Source organism: Mesorhizobium sp. B2-4-19, assembly GCF_006441315.1.
Taxonomy (GTDB): domain Bacteria; phylum Pseudomonadota; class Alphaproteobacteria; order Rhizobiales; family Rhizobiaceae; genus Mesorhizobium.
Genome location: NZ_VFUV01000018.1, coordinates 22,201 through 46,387 on the forward strand (window position 1 = coordinate 22,201; position 24,187 = coordinate 46,387).

Annotated in this window: 20 protein-coding genes and 1 pseudogene; 13 read left to right on the forward strand and 8 right to left on the reverse strand. The window is 64.0% G+C overall.

What is annotated here, in order from left to right; translation table 11 throughout:
* Window positions 1–3 precede the first annotated feature (3 nt).
* Genes FJ546_RS24875 through FJ546_RS24885 form a run of 3 tightly spaced genes read left to right on the forward strand, consistent with a single transcriptional unit; the run spans window position 4 to window position 3,999 of the window.
* Window positions 4–1,467, forward strand: coding sequence for an aldehyde dehydrogenase family protein (locus FJ546_RS24875; protein WP_140891815.1), 1,464 nt, complete (start codon window positions 4–6; stop codon window positions 1,465–1,467).
* Between the two features lie 10 nt (window positions 1,468–1,477).
* Window positions 1,478–2,521: a tartrate dehydrogenase gene (locus FJ546_RS24880; RefSeq protein ID WP_140891734.1), complete on the forward strand. Its 1,044-nt coding sequence runs from the start codon at window positions 1,478–1,480 to the stop codon at window positions 2,519–2,521.
* Between the two features lie 17 nt (window positions 2,522–2,538).
* The gene (locus FJ546_RS24885) at window positions 2,539–3,999 is read left to right on the forward strand and encodes an NAD-dependent succinate-semialdehyde dehydrogenase (RefSeq protein ID WP_140891735.1); all 1,461 of its coding nucleotides are present in this window, start codon (window positions 2,539–2,541) and stop codon (window positions 3,997–3,999) included.
* Window positions 4,000–4,042: 43 nt separating this feature from the next.
* On the opposite strand, the gene FJ546_RS24890 is transcribed toward FJ546_RS24885, so the two are convergent.
* Together FJ546_RS24890 and FJ546_RS24895 are read right to left on the reverse strand one after the other, a co-directional pair.
* Window positions 4,043–5,317, reverse strand: a complete 1,275-nt coding sequence (locus FJ546_RS24890; RefSeq protein WP_140891736.1) for an FAD-binding oxidoreductase — start codon at window positions 5,315–5,317, stop codon at window positions 4,043–4,045.
* Between the two features lie 16 nt (window positions 5,318–5,333).
* Window positions 5,334–6,002 carry a haloacid dehalogenase type II gene (locus FJ546_RS24895; protein ID WP_140891737.1) on the reverse strand — a complete coding sequence of 223 codons (669 nt, stop codon included), beginning with the start codon at window positions 6,000–6,002 and terminating at the stop codon, window positions 5,334–5,336.
* On the opposite strand from FJ546_RS24895, the gene FJ546_RS31340 reads away from it, so the two are divergent.
* From FJ546_RS31340 to FJ546_RS24930, 8 genes are all read left to right on the forward strand, one after another.
* Window positions 6,001–6,141, forward strand: a complete 141-nt coding sequence (locus tag FJ546_RS31340; RefSeq protein ID WP_179296112.1) for a hypothetical protein — start codon at window positions 6,001–6,003, stop codon at window positions 6,139–6,141. The two genes, FJ546_RS24895 and FJ546_RS31340, sit on opposite strands and share 2 nt — an antisense overlap.
* Window positions 6,142–6,321: 180 nt before the next feature.
* Window positions 6,322–7,161, forward strand: a complete 840-nt coding sequence (locus FJ546_RS24900; RefSeq protein ID WP_140891816.1) for a GNAT family N-acetyltransferase — start codon at window positions 6,322–6,324, stop codon at window positions 7,159–7,161.
* A gap of 13 nt (window positions 7,162–7,174) precedes the next feature.
* Window positions 7,175–8,548: an aspartate aminotransferase family protein gene (locus FJ546_RS24905; RefSeq protein WP_140891738.1), complete on the forward strand. Its 1,374-nt coding sequence runs from the start codon at window positions 7,175–7,177 to the stop codon at window positions 8,546–8,548.
* 237 nt (window positions 8,549–8,785) lie between these two features.
* Window positions 8,786–9,508: an HAD-IA family hydrolase gene (locus FJ546_RS24910; RefSeq protein ID WP_140891739.1), complete on the forward strand. Its 723-nt coding sequence runs from the start codon at window positions 8,786–8,788 to the stop codon at window positions 9,506–9,508.
* A gap of 64 nt (window positions 9,509–9,572) precedes the next feature.
* Entirely contained in the window at window positions 9,573–11,183 is a 1,611-nt protein-coding gene (locus FJ546_RS24915) for an ABC transporter substrate-binding protein (protein ID WP_140891740.1), read from the forward strand.
* An 86-nt stretch (window positions 11,184–11,269) separates the two neighbouring features.
* Window positions 11,270–12,220 (forward strand): ABC transporter permease, encoded by a 951-nt coding sequence (locus FJ546_RS24920; RefSeq protein WP_140891741.1) that lies wholly within the window; start codon window positions 11,270–11,272, stop codon window positions 12,218–12,220.
* A 2-nt stretch (window positions 12,221–12,222) separates the two neighbouring features.
* Window positions 12,223–13,068, forward strand: coding sequence for an ABC transporter permease (locus tag FJ546_RS24925; protein ID WP_140748540.1), 846 nt, complete (start codon window positions 12,223–12,225; stop codon window positions 13,066–13,068).
* The gene (locus FJ546_RS24930; protein WP_140891742.1) at window positions 13,065–14,720 is read left to right on the forward strand and encodes an ABC transporter ATP-binding protein; all 1,656 of its coding nucleotides are present in this window, start codon (window positions 13,065–13,067) and stop codon (window positions 14,718–14,720) included. The genes FJ546_RS24925 and FJ546_RS24930 overlap by 4 nt, the downstream gene beginning before the upstream one ends.
* Window positions 14,721–14,796: 76 nt before the next feature.
* On the opposite strand, the pseudogene FJ546_RS24935 reads toward FJ546_RS24930, so the two are convergent.
* Both FJ546_RS24935 and FJ546_RS24940 read right to left on the reverse strand, forming a co-directional pair.
* Window positions 14,797–15,275, reverse strand: a pseudogene (locus FJ546_RS24935) (Lrp/AsnC family transcriptional regulator).
* Window positions 15,276–15,333: 58 nt separating this feature from the next.
* On the reverse strand, window positions 15,334–17,427 hold the full coding sequence (locus tag FJ546_RS24940) for an NADH:flavin oxidoreductase (RefSeq protein ID WP_246686947.1): 2,094 nt from the start codon (window positions 17,425–17,427) through the stop codon (window positions 15,334–15,336).
* Between the two features lie 53 nt (window positions 17,428–17,480).
* Here FJ546_RS24940 and FJ546_RS24945 point away from each other — a divergent pair, with 53 nt between their 5' ends.
* The gene (locus FJ546_RS24945) at window positions 17,481–18,422 is read left to right on the forward strand and encodes a LysR substrate-binding domain-containing protein (protein ID WP_140891743.1); all 942 of its coding nucleotides are present in this window, start codon (window positions 17,481–17,483) and stop codon (window positions 18,420–18,422) included.
* Window positions 18,423–18,458: 36 nt separating this feature from the next.
* Here FJ546_RS24945 and FJ546_RS24950 read toward each other — a convergent pair whose 3' ends face one another.
* A complete protein-coding gene (locus FJ546_RS24950) occupies window positions 18,459–18,935 on the reverse strand; it encodes an Lrp/AsnC family transcriptional regulator (protein ID WP_038644676.1) in 477 nt (158 codons plus the stop codon).
* 223 nt (window positions 18,936–19,158) lie between these two features.
* On the opposite strand from FJ546_RS24950, the gene FJ546_RS24955 reads away from it, so the two are divergent.
* Entirely contained in the window at window positions 19,159–20,484 is a 1,326-nt protein-coding gene (locus tag FJ546_RS24955) for an FAD-binding oxidoreductase (RefSeq protein WP_140891744.1), read from the forward strand.
* A 51-nt stretch (window positions 20,485–20,535) separates the two neighbouring features.
* Here FJ546_RS24955 and FJ546_RS24960 read toward each other — a convergent pair whose 3' ends face one another.
* Genes FJ546_RS24960 through FJ546_RS24970 form a run of 3 tightly spaced genes read right to left on the reverse strand, consistent with a single transcriptional unit; the run spans window position 20,536 to window position 24,184 of the window.
* Complete coding sequence (locus FJ546_RS24960; protein WP_140891745.1) at window positions 20,536–21,903, reverse strand: FAD/NAD(P)-binding oxidoreductase; 1,368 nt, start codon at window positions 21,901–21,903, stop codon at window positions 20,536–20,538.
* Entirely contained in the window at window positions 21,900–22,202 is a 303-nt protein-coding gene (locus FJ546_RS24965) for a (2Fe-2S)-binding protein (RefSeq protein WP_140891746.1), read from the reverse strand. The genes FJ546_RS24960 and FJ546_RS24965 overlap by 4 nt, the downstream gene beginning before the upstream one ends.
* The gene (locus FJ546_RS24970) at window positions 22,199–24,184 is read right to left on the reverse strand and encodes a hydantoinase B/oxoprolinase family protein (RefSeq protein ID WP_140891747.1); all 1,986 of its coding nucleotides are present in this window, start codon (window positions 24,182–24,184) and stop codon (window positions 22,199–22,201) included. Before FJ546_RS24970 ends, FJ546_RS24965 begins: the two co-directional genes overlap by 4 nt.
* Window positions 24,185–24,187 lie beyond the last annotated feature (3 nt).

Below are 24,187 nucleotides of genomic sequence, written 5' to 3' on the forward strand. Positions count from 1 at the left end.
GATATGAGCCTGAGCTTCGATCCGGATACGGTTCCCCTCCCGATTGGCCATTTCATCGGCGCAGAGCTTATCTCGGGCGACGGTGCGATCGAGATGCGCCGTCCGTCCGACGGCAGGGTCTATGCCGATTGTCCCGTGGCTGACGCGGATATCGTCGACCGCGCTGTGGAAAACGCCAAGGCGGCGCTGAAGGCCAGCAACTGGGGGGGCGTCAGGCCGCGCGAGCGCACAAGGGCGCTTCACGCCTGGGCCGACCTGATCGAGGCGGAAGCGGCAACGCTGGCTCGGATCGAGGCGCTGTGCTCGACCCGGCCCGTCGGCCAGCTCATCGCCGGCGACATCGCCGTCACCGCCGAGCAGATCCGCTTCTTCGCTGAGTTCGCCGACAAGGAAGGCAGTGAGCTGGTGCCTACCGACGACACCACTCTCGGCATGATCATGAGCGAGCCCTACGGCGTGGTCGGTGCGATAACGCCGTGGAATTTCCCCATCTCGATGGCCGGCTGGAAGCTCGGCCCGGCGCTGGCCGCAGGCAACGCGGTCGTGCTGAAGCCCTCCGAGATGACGCCGTTTTCCGCTGTCTGTTTGGCGCAACTCGCGGTGAAGGCAGGCCTGCCGGCGGGGCTCGTCAACGTGGTGCTCGGCGACGGGCCGACCACCGGCACGGCGCTGACCGGCCATGCCGAAATCGCCAAGATCTCCTTTACCGGCTCTACCCGCGCCGGCTCAGCCATCATGGAGAACGTCGCCCGCACCGGCGTCAAGCCGATGACGCTGGAACTGGGCGGCAAGAGCCCGCAGATCGTCTTTGCCGATGCCGATCTCGGCAAGGCGGCGACGGCGATCGCCGGCAGCGTCACCTTCAACGCCGGCCAGGCCTGCGTGGCCGGCACCCGCCTGATCGTCGAGAAGAGCGTGGCCGAGGGGCTGACGGCCGCCATACTGAAGCGGATGAAAGCGGTGCGGCCCGGACCGACCTGGGAACAGGCGACGCAGTATTCGCCTGTTATCTCTGAACGGCAGCGGGCGCGTATCGACGCCATCGTGCGGGCGGCGGTCGAGGCTGGCGGCGAGTGCCTGACCGGCGGATCGGCCATCGATAGTCCCGGCTATTTCTACAAGCCGACGCTAATCGCCAATGTCGACCAGACCAATCCTGCAATCTTCGAGGAAATCTTCGGCCCGGTGCTGACCATCCAGACCTTCGAGACAGAAGAGGAGGCGCTGGCGCTGTCCAGCCATCCGACCTATGGGCTGGCTTCCGGCCTGTTCACCTCGGACCTGTCCCGCACGATCCGGTTCGCACGCAAACTCGAAGCAGGCACCGTCTGGGTCAACCGCTACAGCCGCTCGCGAGACCATATTCTGCCCACCGGCGGCTACAAGCGCTCCGGCATCGGCAAGGACCTTGGCCGCGAAGCCTATCTCGCCAACCGCAGGACCAAGAGCGTCCTGATCAGCCTGTAAAGAGATGCCGATGAAGTCCTATTCGATCGCCCTGATCCCCGGTGACGGCGTCGGCCGCGATGTGACCGCAGCCGCCTGGTCCGTGCTGGAGACAGCGGCCGGGCAGGCCGGCTTTGCCTTGACCGGAACCGAGTTCCCCTGGTCCTGCAAATTCTACAAGGAAACCGGCCGCATGATGCCCGAGGACGGCATTGAGACTTTGCTGAGCTTCGACGCCATCCTGCTAGGCGCGGTTGGCTGGCCGGCGGAAGTGCCGGATTCCGTTTCGCTGCACGGCCTGCTGCTGCCGATCCGCAAGACATTCGTGCAATACGCCAACATCAGGCCGCACCGCCTGCTGCCAGGCGTGGCAGGCCCGCTGCGTGCCGAAAGCTTCGACATATTGTGCATCCGCGAGAATACCGAAGGCGAATATTCGGGTGCGGGCGGGCGCGTGCATCAAGGCACTCTGGACGAGGTCGCCGTGGAGACCTCGATCTTCACCCGTGCCGGCGTCGAGCGCATCCTGCGTTTCGGCTTCGAGCAGGCGCGGACACGGCGCGGCAAACTCGCCTCGGTCACCAAATCCAACGCGCAGAAATACTCAATGGTGTTCTGGGACGAGATCGCGCGCAAGCTGGCCGCGGAATACTCTGACGTAACCGTGACCAGCTATCATGTCGACGCGCTCGCCGCGCGCATGATCATGGCGCCGGAGAGCCTTGACGTGGTCGTCGCCTCCAACCTGTTCGGCGACATCCTCACCGACATCGGTGCGACGATCCAGGGCGGGCTCGGCTACGCCGCCTCCGCCAACATCAACCCCGACCGTTCGGCGCCGTCCATGTTCGAGCCGGTGCACGGCTCCGCGCCCGATATCGCCCATCTCGGCATCGCCAATCCGATCGCCACCATATGGTCCGGCGCCATGATGCTCGATCATCTCGGCGAAAAGGCCGCGGCCGACCGCGTCATGAAAGCGATCGAAGCCACCACCGCTCGAGGCATTGGAACCACCGCCGGCAAGGATAGTACGGACGCCATCACAGCCGCCGTCGTCTCGGCGCTTAACTGATTGCAAGGTCGTTTTCGATGAAAAGCCTGAAAGACAAAAGTCTCTTCCGTGAAGCCGGCCTGATCGGCGGCAATTGGGTTGCCGCCGGCTCCGGCAGAGCGGTCGACGTCGTCAACCCTGCGACGCAGACCGCGATCGGCACCGTGCCCGACATGGCCGGTCCGGAGACCCGCGCGGCCATAAAGGCCGCGGCTTCCGCCTATGGTGACTGGAAGAAAAAGACCAATGCCGAACGCGCGGCCCTGCTGGAGGCCTGGCATGGCCTGATGCTTGCGCATCTGGACGATCTCGCGCTGATCCTGACGACGGAACAAGGCAAGCCGCTGGACGAGGCCAGGGGCGAGATCCGCTATGGCGCCTCCTTCGTTAAATGGTTCGCGGAGGAGGCCCGCCGCATCAACGGCCACACCATCCCCTCGCCGACGCCAGACCGCCGCATTATCGTGCTGAAGGAACCGGTCGGGGTATGCGGCATCATCACGCCGTGGAATTTTCCCAACGCGATGATCACCCGCAAGGTCGCGCCGGCATTGGCTGCCGGCTGCACGGTGGTGATCAAGCCGTCCGAGTTCACGCCCTATTCGGCGCTGGCGCTTGGCGTGCTTGCCGAACGGGCCGGCATTCCCGCCGGCGTCATCAACATCGTCACCGGCATGCCGGCCGAGATCGGCAACGAGATCATGGCGAACGAGACCGTGCGCAAAATCTCCTTCACCGGCTCGACGCGGGTCGGTTCGCTGCTGATGCGCGGTGCGGCCGACAGCGTGAAACGCTTGAGCCTCGAACTCGGTGGCAACGCGCCCTTTATCGTCTTCGACGACGCCGATCTCGACCTCGCCGTCGAGGGCGCGCTGGTGTCAAAATTCCGCAATGGCGGCCAGACCTGCGTCTGCGCCAACCGCATCCTCGTCCAGGCCGATGTCTATGAATCCTTCGCTGCGAAGCTTTCCTCGCGCGTCAACGCCATGACGGTGGGGCCGGGCACCCAGCCGGGCGTCGCCATCGGGCCGATGATCAACATGGCGGCGGTCGAGAAGATAAACCGCCATGTCGAGGACGCACTCGAAAAGGGTGCAACGATCATCACCGAGAGGCCGGCATTGCCGGACGGCCCTCAATATGTCGCGCCGCTGGTGCTGACCGGCGCGACAAAGGACATGCAGCTCGCCGGTGAGGAAACGTTCGGCCCGGTCGCGCCGCTTTTCCGGTTCGAGACGGAAGAAGAAGCGATCACGCTGGCCAACGGCACGCCCTATGGGCTTGCCTCCTATTTTTACACCGAAAACCTCAAACGCGCCTGGCGCGTCGGCGAGGCGCTGGAGTTCGGCATGGTGGGGCTCAACACCGGCTCGGTTTCGATGGAAGTGGCCCCCTTCGGCGGCGTCAAGCAATCCGGTCTCGGGCGCGAGGGAGCTCAGGCCGGCATCGAAGAATATCTCGAGATGAAGAGTTTTCACATGGGAATAAGCAGTAGGTAATAATAGGCCTACTGCCTACTGCCTACTGCCTACTGCCTATTGCCTACCTCACCCGGTCGAGCGCCTTGTAGTAGAGGCCGACCATTGGCAGGAACCAGGGCTTGCCGGAATAGCCGGGAATGGAAGGCCACTCGAACCCCTTCATCGGATTGCGATCTTCGCGGCCGAGCATGGCATCGGCCATGATCATGCCGAGATGGGTGGAAAGCTGCGCGCCATGGCCGGAATAGCCCATCGCGTACCAGACGCCGTCATGGTAGCCGGCGCGTGGGAAGCGGTCCTTGGTCATGTCGACCAGCCCGCCCCAGCAGTAATCGATCTCGACCTTGGCGAGTTGTGGGAAGATCGCCGCGAGGCCTACCTGCAGTATCTGTCCGCTCCTGGCGTCGGAGCGCTGGTCTGATGTCGCCGAAAAGCGCGCGCGGCCGCCGAAGATCAGGCGCCTGTCGGGCGAAAGCCGGAAATAGTTGCCGACGTTCATCGAGGTCACGCATGTCCGGTTGCCCGGCATGGTCGCAGCAATCTCGACGTCACTCAACGGCCGCGTGGCGATGATGAAGCTGCCGACGGAAATGATCCTGCGGCGGAAATAGCCGAAGTCAGGCGTGGTGTAGGCGCCGGTCGCCACCAGTACATTGTTGGCGCTGACGCGGCCACGCGAGGTGGTCAGCTCGTGCTTGCCGCCGGCCTGCTTGCGATTGGTGACCGCCGCATCCTCGTGGATCACGGCGCCGTGGCGGGCGGCCGAAGTGGCGAGGCCCGCCACATAGCGGCCCATATGCATCATAGCGCTCTTCTTCGACAGCATCGCGCCATGGAAGGGTGAGCCGATCTCGGACTTGAGATCCGCCGCCGACAGCAGCGCCGTATCCGGGTCCACCTCGGCGTGAAGGGCCTCGAAATTGCGGGCGATTGATGCAAAATGCTGCGGCTTCGAGGCGAGCTTCAGCTTGCCGGCGCGGCGAAAATTGCAGTCGATGCCTTCCTCGGCGACCAGCGCCTCTATGGTGTCGACGGAGTCGTCCAGAGCCCGGTAGAGGGCGATTGCGCGATCCTTACCGAGCTCCGCCTTGGCGGAGAGGTAGCTGTGGGCGAGGCCGTTGTTGAGGTGCCCACCATTGCGGCCGGATGCGCCCCAGCCGACCCGCTCCGCCTCCAGTACGATCACCTTAGCGCCGGCCTTCGCCAATTGGCGCGCGGCGGCGAGACCAGTGAAGCCGCCGCCGATGACGGCGGCATCGTAGTGCCCGTCGACCGGGCCTTGCGCCCCGCCGGAAAAGATAGGGGCCGTGTCGTGCCAGTAGGAGACGAACTTCATTGGCAATCCGCCCGTTTCAGAGACCGACGACGCCTGCAAGACCCGAAATGTCCGATATCTCGACATAGCCGTAATACGGGTTGGCCGGTTCGTGGCCGCGATTGACCCAGACCTTGTTCTTGATGCCGAGATCGTGCGCCGACATCAGGTCGTAGCGGAAAGAGGACGAGCAGTGAAGAACATCCTCCGGGCCGCAACCAAGCCTGTCGAACATGTATTCGAAGGCCCTGAAACGGGGCTTGTAGGCCTGCGCCTGCTCGGCTGTGTAGACGGCATGGAACGGCGCGCCGAGCTTTTCGACATTGGACATGATCTGCGCATTCATCGCGTTGGACAGGATGACCAGTGGAATTTCCTTGGCGACCTTCGCCAGGCCGGCCGGAACGTCGGCGTGAGGTCCCCAGGTCGGCACCCGCTCATAGACCATCCTGGCGTCGTCCGGGCTGAAGGCGACGCCGTTGCGCTTGCAGGCGCGCTCGAGCGCATTATGGACCACGTCGGCATAAGGCTTCCAGTCGCCCAGAATCTCGTCCAGGCGGTACGCCGCGAAATTCCTGATGAACTCCTGCATGCGCGGCTCGTCGAGCCGGCTGCCATAGAGGTCGCGCGCCGCTTCCGCCATCTGGAAAAAGGTCAACGTGCCGTAGCAGTCGAAGGTGATGTATTTGGGCCTGAAGGAAGCCATGTCCGTCGATCTCCGGTGGAAGCACATCCGCGCTGGGATGTATTTCATCATAGAGCGGCAGGCGGCGACCCACCTGACCGAAATCGCTCTTCCGAAAGCAGAAAGTTCCGTATCCGCCATCCGCTTTGGCACGCTGTAGCATCTGGCATGCCGATTGCTGCGCCGCGCGCGGCGTGAAGCGCCCCCGCCGCGGACGACGCCAGCACAAGATGCGGCACACCCCTCGCGCTACGGCGAAAGATACTGTCCAAGCCAAAGCCTTCAGATGATCTGCGGCACGCCGATGGCCGAAACTTGTCGTCAGACGGAAGGATACCTCATGCCGCAGGGCGACATCGAACTCCGAGCCTTCGGGCCCGACCATATCGAGGGAGCCGTAGTGCTTTCCCGCCAGGAGAACTGGCCACATCGCCCGCAGGATTGGCAGATGGCGCTGCAGCTCTCGAACGGTGCGGTCGCGCTCGACGAGCAGGGCCGCGTCACTGGAACAATCCTGGTTACCCCCTATGGCGATGATTGCGCCATGATCAACATGGTGATCGTCGACAAGAACGCGCGCGGCAAGGGGCTTGGGCGCCGGCTTATGGATCAGGCCTTCGCCTTGGCCGGGGACCGTCCGCTGCGGCTCGTCGCGACGGCGGACGGCATGCCTCTCTATGAGAAACTGGGGTTCGTGCCCTCCGGCACCATTCTGCAGCATCAAGGCAAGGTCACGGAGCTTGGCGAGCCCGACGGCGTAGAGGCAGCAAGCGTCAGCGATCTGCCTGAAATCAAGGCGCTGGACCGCGACGCCTATGGCGCCGACCGTGAAGCACTGATCGATGCACTGGCCGAGCGCGGTCAATTCGCCGTCATCCGACGCGACGGCGCCATCGCAGCTTATGCCGCGATCCGGCCGTTCGGACGCGGCGAGGTGGTTGGTCCGGTCATCGCGGGAAGTATCGACGAGGCGAAGGCCCTGATCGGCTTCTTCGCCGCCCCGCGCGCCGGCGCCTTCCTGCGCGTGGATACCGGCAGCGGGACCGGCATCGCCGGCTGGCTCGAGGAAATCGGCCTCACCCATGTCGGCGGCGGCGTAGCCATGGACCGTCCGCCCAAGACGGTTGCGGAGCAGGCCAGGCCAAAAGTTTACGCCCTCGCCAACCAGGCGCTGGGATAGTCGGAGGACAACAATGCTCGCCAATTCCTTGATCGAACTCGATCGCGCCCATCTCATCCACCCTGTCTCTTCATACCGTGGTCATGAGGCGCACGGCGTGCGCGTGTTGAAATCGGCGAAGGGCGCGACCGTGACCGATGCGTCCGGCCGGCAACTTCTCGACGGTTTCGCGGGGCTGTGGTGTGTCAATGCCGGCTACGGTCATGACAGCATCGTCGAGGCAGCGGCCAGGCAGATGCGAGAGCTTCCCTACGCCACCGCCTATTTCGACCTCGGCTCGGAGCCGGCCATCCGCCTCGCCTCGGAGCTGGCCGAGCGCGCGCCAGGGGACCTCAATCACGTCTTTTTCACGCTTGGGGGGTCGGACGCGGTCGACAGCACGATCCGGTTCGTCCGCTACTACTGGAATGCCAGGGGCGAGCCGAAACGCGATCAGTTCATTTCCATCGAGCAGGGTTATCACGGCTCGTCCGTGGTCGGTGCGGGCCTGACCGCCCTGCCCGCCTTTCACGCCGGTTTCGGCATTCCCTTTGAATGGCAGCACAAGATCCCCTCCCCCTATCCCTACCGCAACCCGGTCGGCGAGGACGGCAACGCGATCATCGCCGCATCGCTCGCCGCGCTGAAGGTCAGGATCGAGGAGATCGGGCCGGAGCGGGTCGCCGCCTTCTATGCCGAGCCGATCCAGGGTTCGGGTGGCGTCATCGTTCCACCGAAAGGCTGGATCAAGGCCATACGCGAACTCTGCCGGGAGTACCGCATCCTGTTCATCGCCGATGAGGTGATCACCGGTTTCGGCCGCACGGGGCCCTTGTTCGCCTGCATCGACGAGGACATCGTTCCCGATTTCATGACGACTGCGAAGGGTCTGACCTCGGGTTATGTTCCCATGGGCGCCGTGTTCATGGCCGATCATGTCTACGACGTCATCGCCGATGGTGCGGGCGCCTCGGCCGTCGGTCACGGCTACACCTATTCCGCCCATCCCGTCAGCGCCGCCGTCGCGCTCGAGGTGCTGAAGCTCTACGAAGACGGCCTTCTGGAGAATGGCATCAAGGCCGGCGCCCGCCTGATGGCAGGACTGGCAAGCCTGAGCGACCACCCCCTCGTCGGCGACGTGCGCGGCCGCGGCATGCTTGCCGCGATCGAATTGACGGTCGACAAAGAGAAGAAGACGCCGCTTCCGGCATCGGCCATGCCGGCGCGGCGCGTCTTCGACAGGGCGTGGGACAATGGCCTCATCATCCGTGCCTTTGCGCATGGGGTTATCGGCTATGCACCGCCGCTCTGCTGCACCGACGCCGAAATCGATGCGATCATCGAGCGCACGCGCCGGACGCTCGACCAGACGCTGGACGACCCAGACGTCCGCCAGGCCCTGGCATGATGGCGTTGAAATATGTCGTGTCTCGAAATATCGCCGGGGCAGACGATTTCGCAATTTTGTGCCGCCCCCTCACGCCTTTTCGGCGAATCCAGCGCGGGGGAAGTGCCAGACTGCTCATAAGACAAGGCCAGAAAGCCCGGATTTCCGGGCCTTCAAAAAGGGCCGACGCCCCCGACAGCACGGAATTTTGTTCTGTTCAACACATGCAATTCGGCCGTACGCAGAGGAGAGCCAGTCTTGGCCAGGGGCTTTAGCGAATTCAAATACATGACCTTCGATGTGGTCGGCACGCTGATCGACTTCGAAGGCGGAATCACGACCTGCCTGGCGGGAATTGCCGTCGAGGCCGGCGTTTCGATCGATGGCGAGGAGGCGCTGGCTCTCTACCGGCGGGCCCGCTACATGCCCGATGCGAGCCTGTTTCCCGACGATCTCGTGCGTGTCTACACGGTCATCGCTCCGCGTCTCGGCCTCCCTCCCGAGGAGAAATACGGTGTGCGGCTGCGGGACTCCGCCAGTGCCTGGCAAGGCTTTCCCGACAGCGCGGCGGCATTGGCTGACCTTGCGAAGTCGCACAGATTGATCGCCATGACCAATGCAAGGCGCTGGGCACTCGATCATTTCGAGAAGCAGCTCGGTTCGCCCTTTTTCGCCACCTTCACTGTCGATGATACCGGCACGGAGAAACCGGACCCGGCCTTCTTCCAGAAGGTTTTCGATTTCGTGGCCTCCCGGGGCGACAGCAAGGACGACATCCTCCACGTGGCGCAAAGCCAGTACCACGACATCGGCATATCCCGGGCGCTTGGCATGACCAATTGCTGGATCGAGCGCCGGCATGCCCGGAAGGGTTACGGCGGCACGATCGAGCCCGAGCGTTTCACCGCGCCTGATTACCACTTCACGTCAATGGCGACCCTTGCCGCCGCCGTGCGGGAAAGCCTGAAGCAACGAACCTGAGCCCAAGCCCGGAAAGCCGCAGCAAGACGAGCAACCCGGGAAAACAACCAGAAAGGGGAATGATATGACCGACAAAATCACGAACTGGACCAGCGCAGACGATGCCATGGTCGAAAATGCCATTCGGCGCGGCGCAAGCCGCCGCGAACTCCTCAAGATGCTGCTGGCCGGCGGCGCCGCGATCGCCGCGGGCAGCGTGGTGCTTGGCCGTGCCACCAATGCCGTCGCCGCCACGCCGGTTTCCGGCGGGAGTTTCAAGGCCGCCGGCTGGTCGTCCTCGACCGCCGACACGCTCGATCCGGCAAAGGCGTCGTTGTCGACCGACTATGTCCGCTGCTGCTCGCTCTACAACCGCCTGACTTTCCTCGACAAGGATGGCGTCACGCAGATGGAGCTGGCCGAGAGCTTCGACAGCAAGGACGCCAAGATCTGGACCGTGAAGTTGCGCAAGGGCGTCACCTTCCACGACGGCAAGGATCTAACGGCCGACGACGTCGTCTTCTCGATGAAGCGCCATCTCGATCCGGCGGTCGGCTCCAAGGTCGCCAAGATCGCCGCGCAGATGATCGGCTTCAAGGCGGTCGACAAGTCGACCGTCGAAATCACGCTCGCCGATCCGAATGCCGACCTTCCGACCATCCTGGCGCTGCATCACTTCATGATCGTCGCGGATGGCACCACCGACTTCTCCAAGGGCAATGGCACCGGCGCCTTCGTGCTGCAAACGTTCGAACCGGGCGTGCGGTCGGTCGTCACCAAGAACAAGAATTACTGGAAATCCGGCAAGCCCTACCTCGATTCGTTCGAATTCATCGCCATCAGTGACGACAGCGCCCGCGTGAACGCCCTGCTTTCCGGTGACGTCAACTTCGCCGCGTCGATCAATCCGCGCGCGATGAAGCTCATCGGCGGCCAGCAGGGCTTCGAACTGTCGAAGACCACCTCGGGCAACTATACGGACCTCAACATCCGGCTCGACATGGATCCGGGCAACAAGGCCGACTTCGTCGCCGGCATGAAATACCTCGTCAACCGCGAGCAGATCGTCAAATCGGCATTGCGCGGCCTCGGCGAAGTCGGCAACGACCAGCCTGTCTCGCCGGCGAACATCTTCCACAACGCCGACCTCAAGCCGAAGGCGTTCAACCCGGACAAGGCCAAGTTCCACTTCCAGAAGTCTGGCCTGCTCGGCCAGTCCATCCCGGTAGTCGCCTCCGATGCCGCGACGTCGTCGATCGACATGGCGGTGATCATCCAGGCCGCCGGTGCCGATATCGGCATGAAGCTCGACGTCCAGCGCGTGCCGTCCGACGGCTACTGGGACAATTACTGGCTCAAGGCGCCGATCCATTTCGGCAACATTAATCCGCGCCCGACGCCCGACATCCTGTTCTCGCTCCTCTACGCCTCCAACGCGCCCTGGAACGAAAGCCAGTACAAGTCCGAGAAGTTCGACAAGCTGCTGGTCGAGGCGCGCGGCTCGCTCGACCAGGCCAAGCGCAAGGAAATCTACGGCCAGATGCAGACCATGGTCTCCGAGGAGGCCGGCACCATCATCCCGGCCTACATTTCCAACGTGGATGCTCTCTCCAGCAAGGTGAAAGGTTTGGAGGCGAACCCGCTCGGTGGCATGATGGGCTACGCAATGGCGGAATATCTCTGGCTCGAAGCCTGAGAGGCGCCTGCCAGGGACCGGACAGCTGGTCCCTGGCACCCATTGCGCAACATGGCTTGGCCGAACGCAACCGCAGGAGCGCTTCCATGACGTCTGGGGTTCTAAACCTCGTGTTGAAGCGGCTGGCAATCGCGGTCGTTACACTTCTGATCGTCCTGTTCGCCGTGTTTTTCGCCACCAGCATGCTGCCTGGCGACACAGCGTCGATCCTGCTTGGCCAGGCGGCTACCCCGGAGGCGGTCGCCGGCCTGCGCGAGGCCATGCATCTCAACGATCCGGCAATCCTGCGCTTCCTGCGCTGGCTTTTCGGCCTGCTCCACGGCGATCTCGGCACTTCCTATGCCAACGAGATGCCGGTCGCGGCGCTGATCGGCGGGCGCTTCGTCAACACCATGGAGCTCGCCGGCATCACCACGCTGCTCTCGGTGCCCCTGGCGCTGACGCTCGGCATCACAGCCGCCATGTTGCGCGGCTCCCTCTACGACCGCACCGTCACCATTCTTGCGATCGGCGTCATCTCGGTGCCGGAATTCATGGTCGCGACTCTCGCGGTCCTGCTTTTCGCCGTTTATCTCAAATGGCTGCCGGCACTGTCCTCGGTCAATGAGGCGCATACGCTGACCGATCTCGTGCGCATCTATGCCATGCCGGTGATCACGCTGACCTCCGTCATCTCGGCTCAGATGATCCGCATGACCCGCGCCGCGGTGATCGAAACGCTGTCCACGCCTTATGTCGAGATGGCGCTGCTCAAAGGCGCCTCACGCGGCCGCATGGTGCTCAAGCACGCACTTCCCAATGCGCTCGGGCCGATCGTCAACGCGGTTGCGCTGTCGCTGTCCTATCTGGTCGGCGGCGTCATCATCGTGGAGACGATCTTCAATTATCCCGGCATCGCCAAGCTGATGGTCGATGCGGTCGCGACCCGCGACCTGCCGCTGATCCAGAGCTGCGCAATGATCTTCTGCCTCGGCTATCTCCTGCTCATCACCGTCGCCGACATCATCGCCATAATGTCCAACCCGAGGCTGAGGTGACGATGGCACGCGTGGCAGCTTCCCGACGGTCCTTGCTGGGCCACAGCTACAATCTCGTGGGCGTCGTCGCCTCGCTGGTCATTCTGGCGTGGACGCTGATCGCGATCTTCGCACCCGCCATCATTCCCCATTCGATCGGCGACATCGTCGACGACGATTATTTCGGCCCGATGCGTCAGGGCCTATGGCTCGGCTCGGACTATCTGGGGCGAGACATGCTCTCGCGGGTGCTGATGGGTGCGCGCTACACCGTCGGCATATCGCTCGCCGCCGTCTGTATCGCCTGCTTTTCCGGCGTCGTGCTGGGAATGATCGCGGCCGTCACCGGCGGCTGGCTCGACACCTGCCTCAGCCGCTTCCTCGACGCCATGAACTCCATTCCCAGCAAGCTGTTCGGCCTTGTGGTGGTAGCCGCGGTCGGCTCGTCGATCCCGGCGCTGATCCTGACGCTCGCCGTCATCTACATACCGGGCGCCTACCGCTTCGCGCGGGCGCTCGCCGTCAACATCAACACCATGGACTTCATGACCGTCGCTCGCGTCCGCGGCGAAAGCACCGCCTATCTCATCGGGTCCGAGATCCTGCCCAATATCATGCGCCCGGTGCTGGCCGACTTCGGACTGCGCTTCGTCTTCATCGTGCTCTTGCTGTCCGGCCTGTCCTTCCTCGGGCTCGGCCTGCAACCGCCGCTCGCCGACTGGGGCGCGCTAGTGCGCGAGAACATAGGCGGCCTGCCCTTCGCGGCTCCCGCCGTCATCGTTCCCTCGCTGGCCATCGCCAGCCTCACCATCAGCGTCAACCTGCTGATCGACAACCTGCCGCAGAAGATCAGGGACAGGGACGCATGACCAATCTCGTCGAGGTCAGGAACCTGAGGATCGAGGCGACGACCGACGCCGGACGCGTGGTCGAAATCATCAAGGGCGTCAGCCTCGACATCGCCGACGGCGAGATCGTCGCCCTGATCGGCGAGAGCGGCTCCGGCAAGACGACGATCGCGCTCTCCCTCATGGGCTATGCGCGGCCCGGCTGCCGGATCACCGGCGGCGAGATCAATGTGAACGGCAAGAACATGGCCGCGCTTGCCGAAAAGCAGCGCGCCAAATTGCGCGGCACCGACATCGCCTATGTTCCGCAAAGTGCCGCCGCCTCCTTCAACCCTTCGTCCACCATCATGGAGCAGGTGATCGAGGTTACACGCATCCACGGGCTGATGCCTCCCGAGCAGGCACGAAAGCGCGCGGTCGAGCTGTTCCGGGCGTTGTCGCTGCCGGACGCGGAAGGGATCGGCGCCCGTTATCCGCACCAGGTTTCGGGCGGGCAGCTGCAGCGGCTGTCGGCGGCGATGGCGCTGATCGGCGATCCCAGGCTGATGATCTTCGACGAGCCGACGACGGCACTCGACGTGACGACGCAGATCGACGTGCTGAAGGCATTCAAGTCGGTCATGCGGGCCGGTGGGATAGCGGGTGTCTACGTTTCCCACGACCTCGCCGTCGTCGCCCAGATCGCCGATCGCATCGTTGTGCTGAAGGGCGGCGAAGTGCAGGAGGCCGGCACCACGGCTCAGATCCTTTCGGCTGCCCAGCACCCCTACACGCGCGAACTGCTGGCTGCCTTCGAGCCGAAACCGCGGCAAGCACATGCGGACGCGGACGCCGGCACGAAGCCGTTGTTGCGTATCGACAATGTGACCGCCGGCTATGGCTCGTTGCGGGCCGACGGGCTGCCGCTTATCCGCGCTGTCAATTCCGTCAGCCTGGTCGTCGAAAAGGGGCGCAACCTTGGCGTCATCGGCGAATCCGGCTGCGGAAAATCGACGCTGGCGCGCGTCATCGCCGGCATCCATCCGGCGGCGGCCGGCGACATCGTCTTCGACGGCAGGCAATTGGAGCGCGCCGCAGGCAAACGCAGCCAGGACGAACTGCGCGAGATGCAGATCGTGTTCCAGTATGCCGATACCGCGCTCAATCCGGCCAAGCCTGTGGAGGACATCATCTCCCGGCCGCTGGCCTTTTATCATGGACTCGACCGGCAGGCGCGCTCGAAGCGCGTCGACGAACTGCTCGACATGGTTCGCCTGCCCAGGACGCTGCGCTACCGTCGCCCGTCGGAGCTCTCGGGAGGCCAGAAGCAGCGCGTGAACTTCGCGCGCGCTCTGGCGGCCAGGCCCAAGCTCATCATCTGCGACGAAATCACCTCAGCGCTCGACACGGTGGTGGCGGCCGCCGTGATCGAACTGCTCAAGGAGCTGCAGCGCGAGTTGGGTCTTTCCTACATTTTCATCAGCCACGACCTCTCCGTCGTCGAAGCGATCTGCGACGAAATCATGGTCATGTACAATGGCGAGCGGGTGGAGCAGATCACGCCCGACAGGCTGAAGGCGCCCACCCACCCCTATTCGAAACTTCTGTTCTCCTCCGTGCCGAAGCTCGATCCGACGTGGCTCGATGGCCTCGTCCGCGACCCCGAGCTGGTCAGCCAGTACGGCCACCGCTAAGGCATGCCGCCCAGAAGTGTGCAGCGGTTCTGGGGCAAGGACAGGCATCAAAGCAAAAACTATAGGCGGCAGTGCCTCACCTTGGAAACAGGCTGGGCAGCGGCATGTGCGCCTTGACGATGGGAGATTTCAGCACCACGAAGCTGAAACACACTTGTCGATGCCGATATCCATCTCGATGAGCCGCTCCACGATCGCCTGATATTCGGCAATACCACCCGTGACGAATTTCAAGAGGTAGTCGTAGCGGGCGGAAACGCGGTGGCATTCGACGGCCGCATCAACCTTATCGACGGCGGCAAGGAAACGCGCGAAGTCGATCTGACGATGGTTCTTCAGCGTAATTTCAGTGAAGACGGTGAGCGTCCGTCCCAGCTTGACGATGTCGATCTGCGCCGAATAACGCACGATATAGCCTTCAGCCTTCAGCTTCTTCACCCGCATCAGACATGGGCTGGGGGAGAGATTGACCAATTCCGCCAGCTCTACATTTGCGATGCGGCCGTTCTTCTGCAGCTCATACAGAATCTTGATGTCAATCCGATCGAGCTTCATTGACTAACGTGCTTTCTGTCAGGGCAAATCAGCTTGCCGCAGCCGGCTTTCACCCTGTCTACAATTGCGAGCAGAGCCGGTAGGCCTCGTAGATCGACGAATAGATGTCCCTGCTGGCGACTGCGTCTCCAATGCGATGCAGGACGAACGATCCGGCAGCCTGGAGACCATTGTCCGCTTTCGATTCGGTTCCGGTCATGAGTGCTATGTCGGTGACGCCGTTGTTGGCGGAGCGGACACGCAATTCCTGGTAGGCATCCTCCATGGGTACCGTACCGCGCTCGACAATGAGTTGGGCCGCGGTCATTTCGGTTTCCGCACCGGTGAGTTCGTGCCGGAACGTGGCGGCGATTCCGTTGCCCTGGCGCGCTGCCTTGACCAGACGCACATCGCTGACGACGCGGATGCCGCGTTCCGAGGCGCGTTTGCGGAAACTCACCCGGTCCGGATAAGGCGTCTCGACCGCCAGCGTGTCGTCCGCCATGGCCATGCTGACCACGCGCCCCGGACGTGCAAGATGTAGGGCGCAGGAGACTGCCGCCTGGCGTCCAGTCTCATCGTAGATCAGCACGTCGTCCTTCGCCGGCACGACCCCGGTCAGGACATCCCAGACGCTGTCGCAATGCTCAGCGCCCTCCAGCCGTTCCATATCGGGAACGCCGCCGGTGGCGATGATGACCGCGTCCGGTTGCTCGGCAAGGACGATTTCCGCGTCCGCATAGGTGTTGAGACGGACTTCCACGCCCAGGCGAGCGAGCTCGTCGGTACGCCAGTCGACTATGCCGATGAGATCCTTGCGATCGGACGCCGAGGCCGCGACGAGCAACTGCCCACCAAGTCGCGCCCCGGCTTCGAGCAGGCTCACTCTGTGGCCGCGCTCGGCGGCGACCCTTGCCGCTTCCATCCCGCCCGGACCACCGCCGACCACGACCACACGTTTCAGCGTTTCAGCCCGCACGATGGTATGGCTGATGATCGTTTCATGGCCGCTGGCCGGGTTGTGAATGCATTGCACCTTCTTGTACAGGCAGTAGGATGCGCCGACGCACGGGCGAATGCGTTCTTCTTCGCCGCGCATCACCTTGTTGACGATATGCGGGTCGGCAATATGCGCCCGGGTCATGCCGACCAGGTCGACAAGGTTCTCGCGGATAGCATGCCGCGCAGTCGCTATGTCCCTGATGCCTGCGGCGTGAATCACGGGCAACCTGGTTTCCCGTTTGAATAGCCCGACCAACGGCAGAAACGGCGCGCTTGCGCTGAACATGCCGGGCATGTTCTGCTCAGCCAGGGACAGGTCGGTGTCCATGCGGCCAAAGATGCAATTGAAGAAATCGACATGGCCTTCCCGCTCGAACAGCCTGGCGAAGGCAAGGCATTCCTCGAAATCCGAGCCGTCTTCGACCGCCTCGTCGATCACCAACCGGATGCCGACAGCAAAGTCGTCGCCCACCGCGCGGCGTATCGCCTCGTGAACCATCAGGCCGAAGCGCGCGCGGTTTTCGAGTGAACCGCCGAAATCGTCTGTGCGTCTGTTGGTTCTGCGCGAGAGGAATTGCCCGATCAGATGGCCGCCGGTGACGGTTTCGACGCCGTCCAGACCGCCGTCCACGCAGCACCTTGCTGCACTGGCGTAGTCCCTGACAATCCTGTCGATGTCCGCCGCGTCCATCTCTTTCGGAAAATTCCGGTTTCGCGTCTCGCGAACGCGTGACGGCGCCACGGGCGGCAGCCAGTTCCCGGCATAGGCGGTGGCGCGCCGGCCAAGATGCGAGACCTGGCACATGACGACGGCGCCGTGGCGGTGGATGCGCTGCGACAGCGACTGGAGATGAGGGACGATGCGATCGCTCGAAAGGTCCAGCTGACCGCCGCCCCAACTGGAGTCGGGCGAGGTCATGGCGGAGCCGCCCACCATGGTCATAGCCAGGCCGCCATGCGCCTTCTCCTCGTGATAGCGCTGGTAACGCTCGAGCGGCAAGCCTCCATCGTCCAGCATCGAGGCGTGACTGGTGCTCACAACACGGTTGCGCAGCGTCAGACCCTTCAGCCGAAACGGCTGAAGCAGAGGATCGCTGGATATGCTGCCTGCTTGAGATCCCGCTACCTTCACGTTCTGCTCCGCCCATTCATCAGAGTTATACTTCGCCATTTCCCGGATCGTGGAAAGCTTGTAAATTATTGGGGTCGCTATACGCTGGGCGTATGGCTAGCTTTGCTAAACTCATTCCCTCCGCGCGCGGACTGCTAGTCTTCGAAGCTGCTGTCCGGTCGGGTAGCTTCACGGCTGCGGCGCGCGAGTTCAACGTCACGCAACCATCGATCAGCCGCAGCATTGCGCAGCTCGAGGCCGATTTCGGTGTTCCTCTTTTCACCCGGGGCCCAACGGGATTGGCTCCGACTGCAGAAGGACGTGCCCTCTATTCGGCTGTGCGGGAGGGATTTGACGGCATCGCCGAGGTGATCCGGAGGATCAAGCAGAACAGCGTTGCAAAGCCGGTGGTGACCCTTTCACTTTCGAGTTCCCTGGCAACCTATTGGTTCGTTCCGAGACTGGGAGCGTTCAACGCGCGGTTTCCTGACGTCGACCTGAGGTTCGAACTGATCGCGGGCGTTCTGCGAGGACCAGCCGAGAATGTCGACCTTGCCACGAGAATCCTGGCGGATGACGACACCCACTATCACCACTGGGCCTTCTCGCCGGAAATCATCGTTCCGGTATGCAGCCCATCCTATTTGTTGGCCCACGGTCGGTTGATCCATGCCGGAACCGGGCAAGGTCATGTCCTGCTTCACCTGACGGACGCCAGGGAGCAGTGGCTGGACACATGGGGCAGTGTGGCGGACCGCAAGACCAGCACGGCAAAGTGGCTCGAATTCTCGGACTACGCGGTCGTGCTTCAGGCCGCGATGAACGGGGAAGGCGTGGCGCTCGGCTGGCTTAGCAACGTTTCAAGAGCGTTGCTTCAGGGAACCCTTGTCCCGGCCTCGGACAGGCAGATCAAGACGGGCCGGATCCATCAGCTGATTGCACCGCGCTCAAGGCCGGTACGGCCTGTCGTCAACGACATCCGCGCGTGGATGATCGCCGAGATGCAAGCCGAATTGAAAGCACTGCACCCGATATTGCGGCCGGGCATCTTGTAGCGGGCTGCAGGCGACAAGCAGCGCGGTCGCCGTTGACTACCTCGGAAACAGGCTGGGCAGCGGCATGTGCGCCTTGACGATCGGGGACTTCAGCACCACGAAGCTGAAATACTTGTCGATGCCGATATCCATGTCGGTCAGCCGTTCCATGATGGTCTGGTACTCGGCGATGCCGGCGGTCACGAATTTCATCAAATAGTCGTAGCCGCCCGACACGAGGTGGCATTCGATGACCTGGTCGATCTTCTCCACAACGGCGAGAAAGCGGGCGAAGTCGACCTGGCGATGGTTCTTCAAGGTGATTTCGGTGAACACGGTCAGCGTCTGGCCGAGCTTGCCGATATTGACCTGCGCGGAATAGCCTTCGATGTAGCCTTCCGACTGCAATTTCTTCACCCGCATCAAGCACGGGCTCGGCGACAGATGCACCAGATCAGCCAGTTCCACATTGGTGATGCGGCCGTTCTTCTGCAATTCGTGTAGAATTTTGATGTCGATCCGATCCAGTTTCATGGCCGTCTCCGCAGAACGCATGCCACAGCACAAAATGCTGCCTCGCTCGTAGGCATTGACACTACCACAGCCCGTTGGCCTGTCCATCCAAGTGGACAGCGCTTTGAAACGCAGTGGCTCCCGATTTCGACCGGGCTGCCGGAATAAAATTCTGCTTCAGCTTCAACTGCGGCAGCGGCTGCCTGCACAACACGGTAGATTGGCGCGTCAAGGCAGAGAGACCATGCGCGCACCACTGCAGCAAATCGAGACATCTGGCGAACCGCCGCGGACCGCGGACGCGGTGGTGATCGGCGGCGGCATCGTCGGCATCTTCGCGGCCTATTATCTGGCACGGCGCGGCCTGAAGGTCGCGCTTGTCGAAAAGGGCCGCATTGGCGCCGAGCAGTCCTCGAGGAACTGGGGATGGTGCCGCCAGCAGAACCGCGACGCCCGCGAACTGCCGATGGCGACCCGAAGCCTCGAGTTGTGGGACAGCTTCGCGACGGAAAGCGGCCAAGACACCGGCTTCCGCCGCTGCGGCCTGCTCTATCTCAGCAATGACGATGCGGAACTGGCCGGCTGGGTGCGTTGGCGTGACTTCGCCAGGACGGCCGGCGTCACCACGCACATGCTCGACAGCGCCGAGGCCAGCGAGCGGGGTCGCGCCACTGGCCGGACCTGGAAGGGCGGTGTCTTCTCGCCGACCGACGGCACCGCCGATCCGTCGCGGGCCGCGCCCGCGGTCGCCCGCGCCATCCTCCAGCTCGGCGGCTCCGTGCACCAGAATTGCGCCGCGCGTGGCATCGAGACCGAGGGCGGACGCCTGAGCGGCGTGATCACCGAAAGCGGGACGATCCGGACCAAGATGGCGGTGCTGGCCGGCGGCGCCTGGGCATCCTCCTTTTGCCGGCAGTTCGGTTTCCGCTTTCCGCAGGCGTCGATCCGCTCCTCCATTCTGTCGGTCTCGCCCGGCGCGGCGGGTCTGCCGGATGCGCTACACACGGCAAGGATTTCGGCGACACGACGCGGCGACGGCGGCTACACGCTCGCCATAAGTGGACGCGGCCGCGTGGACGTGACGCCGCAGCAGCTGCGCTTCTCCTCGCAGTTCCTGCCCATGTTCCTGAAGCGCTGGCGCAGCCTCGCGCCCGGCGGCCTGCAGGGCATGTGCTCCGGCCACGAAACGCTCCGCCGCTGGCGGCTCGACCAGCCGACGCCGATGGAGCGGATGCGCATCCTCGATCCGACCCCGGACCAGGCGACGATCCGCCTGATCCATGCCCGGGCACTCGAACTTCTGCCCGACCTTCGAAAGACCAGGATCAGCGCGACCTGGGCCGGCTACATCGACAGCACACCGGATGGCGTGCCCGTTATCGGCGAGATTGATACCGTTCCGGGTTTCTTCCTGGCTGCCGGGTTCTCGGGACACGGCTTCGGCATCGGGCCCGGCGCCGGGCACCTCGTCGCCGATCTGATGACCGGGTCGCAACCGATCGTCGATCCGCAATCCTATGATCCCAGGCGCTTCGACACTTCGGTCTGGGGGAAGGTTGCCGACTTCTAACCCAAAGCTCGCCATGTTCCGGCAGCCTCCAGAAATCGCTTTGAAACCGCATCAGCCGTCCCGCACAAAAGCGCCGATAGGCGCCGGGCGGACAGGCGCTTGCCCGCGCAACCGGCCGACAGCACCGGGCGTGCAGCCGGTCTGCGCCGCGATGAGCTCGACGGCGGCCAACTGACAATAGCGTCCCTGGCATCGCCCCATGCCGACGCGCGACAGCGATTTCACCCTGTTCGCTTCGCCGCCGCCGAAATCCACACTTTCGCGTATATCTCCGGCGGTCACATTCTCGCAGCGGCAGACGACCGCGTCATCGGGGAGTGCCCGCGCCATTGCCGCCGGCCAGGGAAAGGCGCAAACCAGGCCGCGGGCAAAGCGCTCGAGCTGCGCAAGCTCCCGCAGATCGGCCGCGCAGGAGGGCGCTGGAAATCCAAGATCGGCAAGGCACGCCGCTGCCGCCAGACGCCCCGCGATCTCCGCAGCGTCTGCTCCCAGAAGACGAGATCCATCGCCCGCCAGATAAACGCCGTTGCCAGCGCGCCCCATCTGGTCGGTCTTCGGCAGCCATTGCCGCCACCGCTCGTCATAGATGAAGGTGCATCCCGCCAGGTCGGCCAGGTGCGTCTCCGCCCGCAGGTGCCAGCCCATGCCTATCGTGTCGCATGGCGTGAGGTGCTGCCTTCCGCCGGCGTCGCGCCAGCGCATCGCTGAGACACCGTTGCCGTCGACCTCGATCCGTTCGGGCGTCACGCCCGCATGGTAGCGGCCGCCGAGCCGCGCCCGCAGGGCCAGACCGCGCAGCGCCACCAACGGCCGGGCGGCAAGCTTCCAGAGCCCCCGCATCTGCTGGCGCCAGGAAGAGGTATCCAACACCGCCGCCACATCCGCTCCAGCCTTGACAAGCTGGGCGCCGACCAACGTCAGCAAGGGTCCCGATCCGATCAGGACGATCCGCTGCCCCAGCGCCACGCCCTGCGCCTTGAGCGCGATCTGCGCCGCGCCAAGGCTGTAGACGCCGGCGCTCTGCCAGCCGGGGATCGCAGCGACACGGTCGGATGCACCGGTCGCAAGGATCAGGCGGTCATGGAAGATCACCTGCACGCCGCCCTCCCCCAGCACATGCAGCCTACCCTCCTGCACGGCGATGACCGAGCTTCCCGCGCAATGGGTAAGCCGCCCCTCTTCGGCCAGCCGGTCGAAGAGCTGATGCAGTGCGCTGGCCTTCGCCGCCTCCGATCCGTAGAGTTGTTTCGCGGTGCGGGCGAATCCGGCAGGCGGACGACGATAGATCTGCCCGCCCGCGCGCTGCCCTTCGTCGATCACCACCGGATGGAGCCCGGCCTCGACCAGCATGGCTGCGGCCCTTATGCCGGCAGGGCCGGCGCCGACGATCGCGATCCGAGGCGGCGTCGTCTCGCTCATGGCCAGCTCTCCGGCGCCGTCGTGCGTAACCGCAGGCCTTCCACGATAAGGGCCGAGCACGCCCGCAGACGCGGGCCCTCGTCCTGCCACACCCAGCAATCCTGGCAGGCTCCCATCAGGCAGAACCCGGCGCGCCACTCGGGTCCGAACTCGGATTTTCGCAGCACGTGGCCCGAAGCCAGCATGGCGGTCAGTACTGTGTCGCCCGCCAATGCACTGCACATCTGCCCGTCGAGATAGAAATGCACCTCTGCCCGGTCGAACTCGGCCAGCCTGACGATGCGGCCGGCGGTGATCATTCCGCCGCCTCTCGCACCGTGCCAGGACGCGGCAGTTCGGGGAAGCGTTCGCAGACAGCATCGAAGGCCGCCTGGACGCCCTCCGGTCCCCAGCGCCCCTTCATGCGGCGGAAAATCTCCGTCTTGGTGAAGAACCGCCAATGGATCGGCAAATCAATTAATATGGCAGTGAGCCGGTCATAGGCGTCCGGCGTCCACTGCGCTTCGTAGCCGTCGCGCTCCGGACCGAAATGGAAATGGCCGGCGGCCGGCTCCTGCCGTGCGCGCAGTTGCCCCGTTGCCTGCTCGTCGATCTCGCCGCCGCGGATGACGACGCCATAGTCGTGCTCGGCAGCTGTCGTCGAGACATAGCCGCGCCGCACATCCTGTGCGACCCGCCAGGGTTCGCGCTGATGCGGATTCCCGCGCCCGCCGCCTCCGGCGGAGCGGATCTCGAGCACGTCGCCAGGCTGCAGGACGGTGGTGTCGATGTTGCCGAGCGGTCGCTCGTGCTCGGTCCCCGGATTGACGACCATGTCCGACAGGCCGGCCGCCTTGCCGCCCAGTACGCCCCAGGGGCGGAAGAAGCTGCGGTCGCGGTTGCGGGCCGTGATCCTGGAATCAGGGGCGAAGACGCGGAAGGCCATCTCAGTCGCCAGGCCGCCGCGCCAACGCCCCGCGCCGCCGCTGTCCCTGGCGAGCCCGTATTTCACGAATTCGACCGGAGTTTCGGTCTCGGTGATCTCGATCGGCGTGTTCTTGAGATAGGCAGCATCGGCGCCCGATCCGTTGGTCCCATCGCGATGCGGCATCGCGCCGCCGCCGCCGACCACGGGGTTCACCGCCGTGATGACAGTCCGGCTGGTGCGCTCGTCCGTGGTCATGACATTGACGATGCAGTTGTTGCCGGCCGGCGCCGCGGGCAGGCGCTCGGGCATCACCTGCGAGAAGGCACCGAAGATGACAGACCGCAGTCGGGCGCAAGTGAGCGAGCGCATGCCGACAGCGGCGGGATGGACCGGGTTCAGCACCGAACCTTGAGGCGTGATGCAGGTGAACGGCCGGGTCAGGCCGGTGTTGAGAAGGATCTTCGGGTTGAGCGTGTAGAGCACGTAGTAGACACCCACCAACAGCATGGTGTGGCGCGGGTCGCCGCCCGAAGGCACGTTGAGCGATGAGCCGAGCTGCGGATCGGAGCCGGTGAAGTCGAGCACCGCCGCATCGCCCTTGATCGTCAGCGTCAGCTTCAGCCGGCACGGATTGGCCTCGACGGAATCCTCGTCGGCATAGTCGGCGAATTCCCATGTGCCGTCGGGCATGGCGCGCAGCACGTCGCGCGCCTGCGCTTCCGCCTGGTCGAGAAGCGCTGCAACGCCTTCGACGAAGCCGGTCTTGCCGAATTTTTTCACCATTGCCTGGATCTTGCGCTCGCCGGTGTTGAGCGCGCCGACCAGCGCCTTGATGTCGCCGACGTTGAGGTCGGGCTTGCGAACATTGGTGCTCATGATCCGCAGGATCGACTCGTCAAAGATGCCCTCCCTCACCAGTTTCATGGGCGGAAAGCGAATGCCTTCCTGATGGATTTCAGTCAGCGCCCGGCTGAGCGAAGCCGGCACCGCGCCACCCATGTCGGTGTTGTGGATATGGCCACCGGTCCAGGCGACGATGTCGCCGTCGACGAAGACCGGCTTCCACAGATGCGTGTCTGGCGCGTGCGTGGCGACGTGGCCGGAATAGGGATCGTTGGTGAAGGCGACATCGCCCGGCCGATAGTCGTCGACCATCGCGATCGCGCGGTGATACGAAAGCCCCGGATACCAGGTGGCGCCGAGTTCCATCGGCACCGCGAAGGTCGCGCCTGAACGGTCCATCAGCATCACCGTGAAATCCTGCGTCTCCTTGACGAAAGCGGAGTGCGCGGTGCGGTGCAGCGTGTGCGCCATGTTCTCGGCGGCCGCGCGGGCATGGTTCGCCAGAACCTGAAGGTTTGTCCGGTCAAACATGGC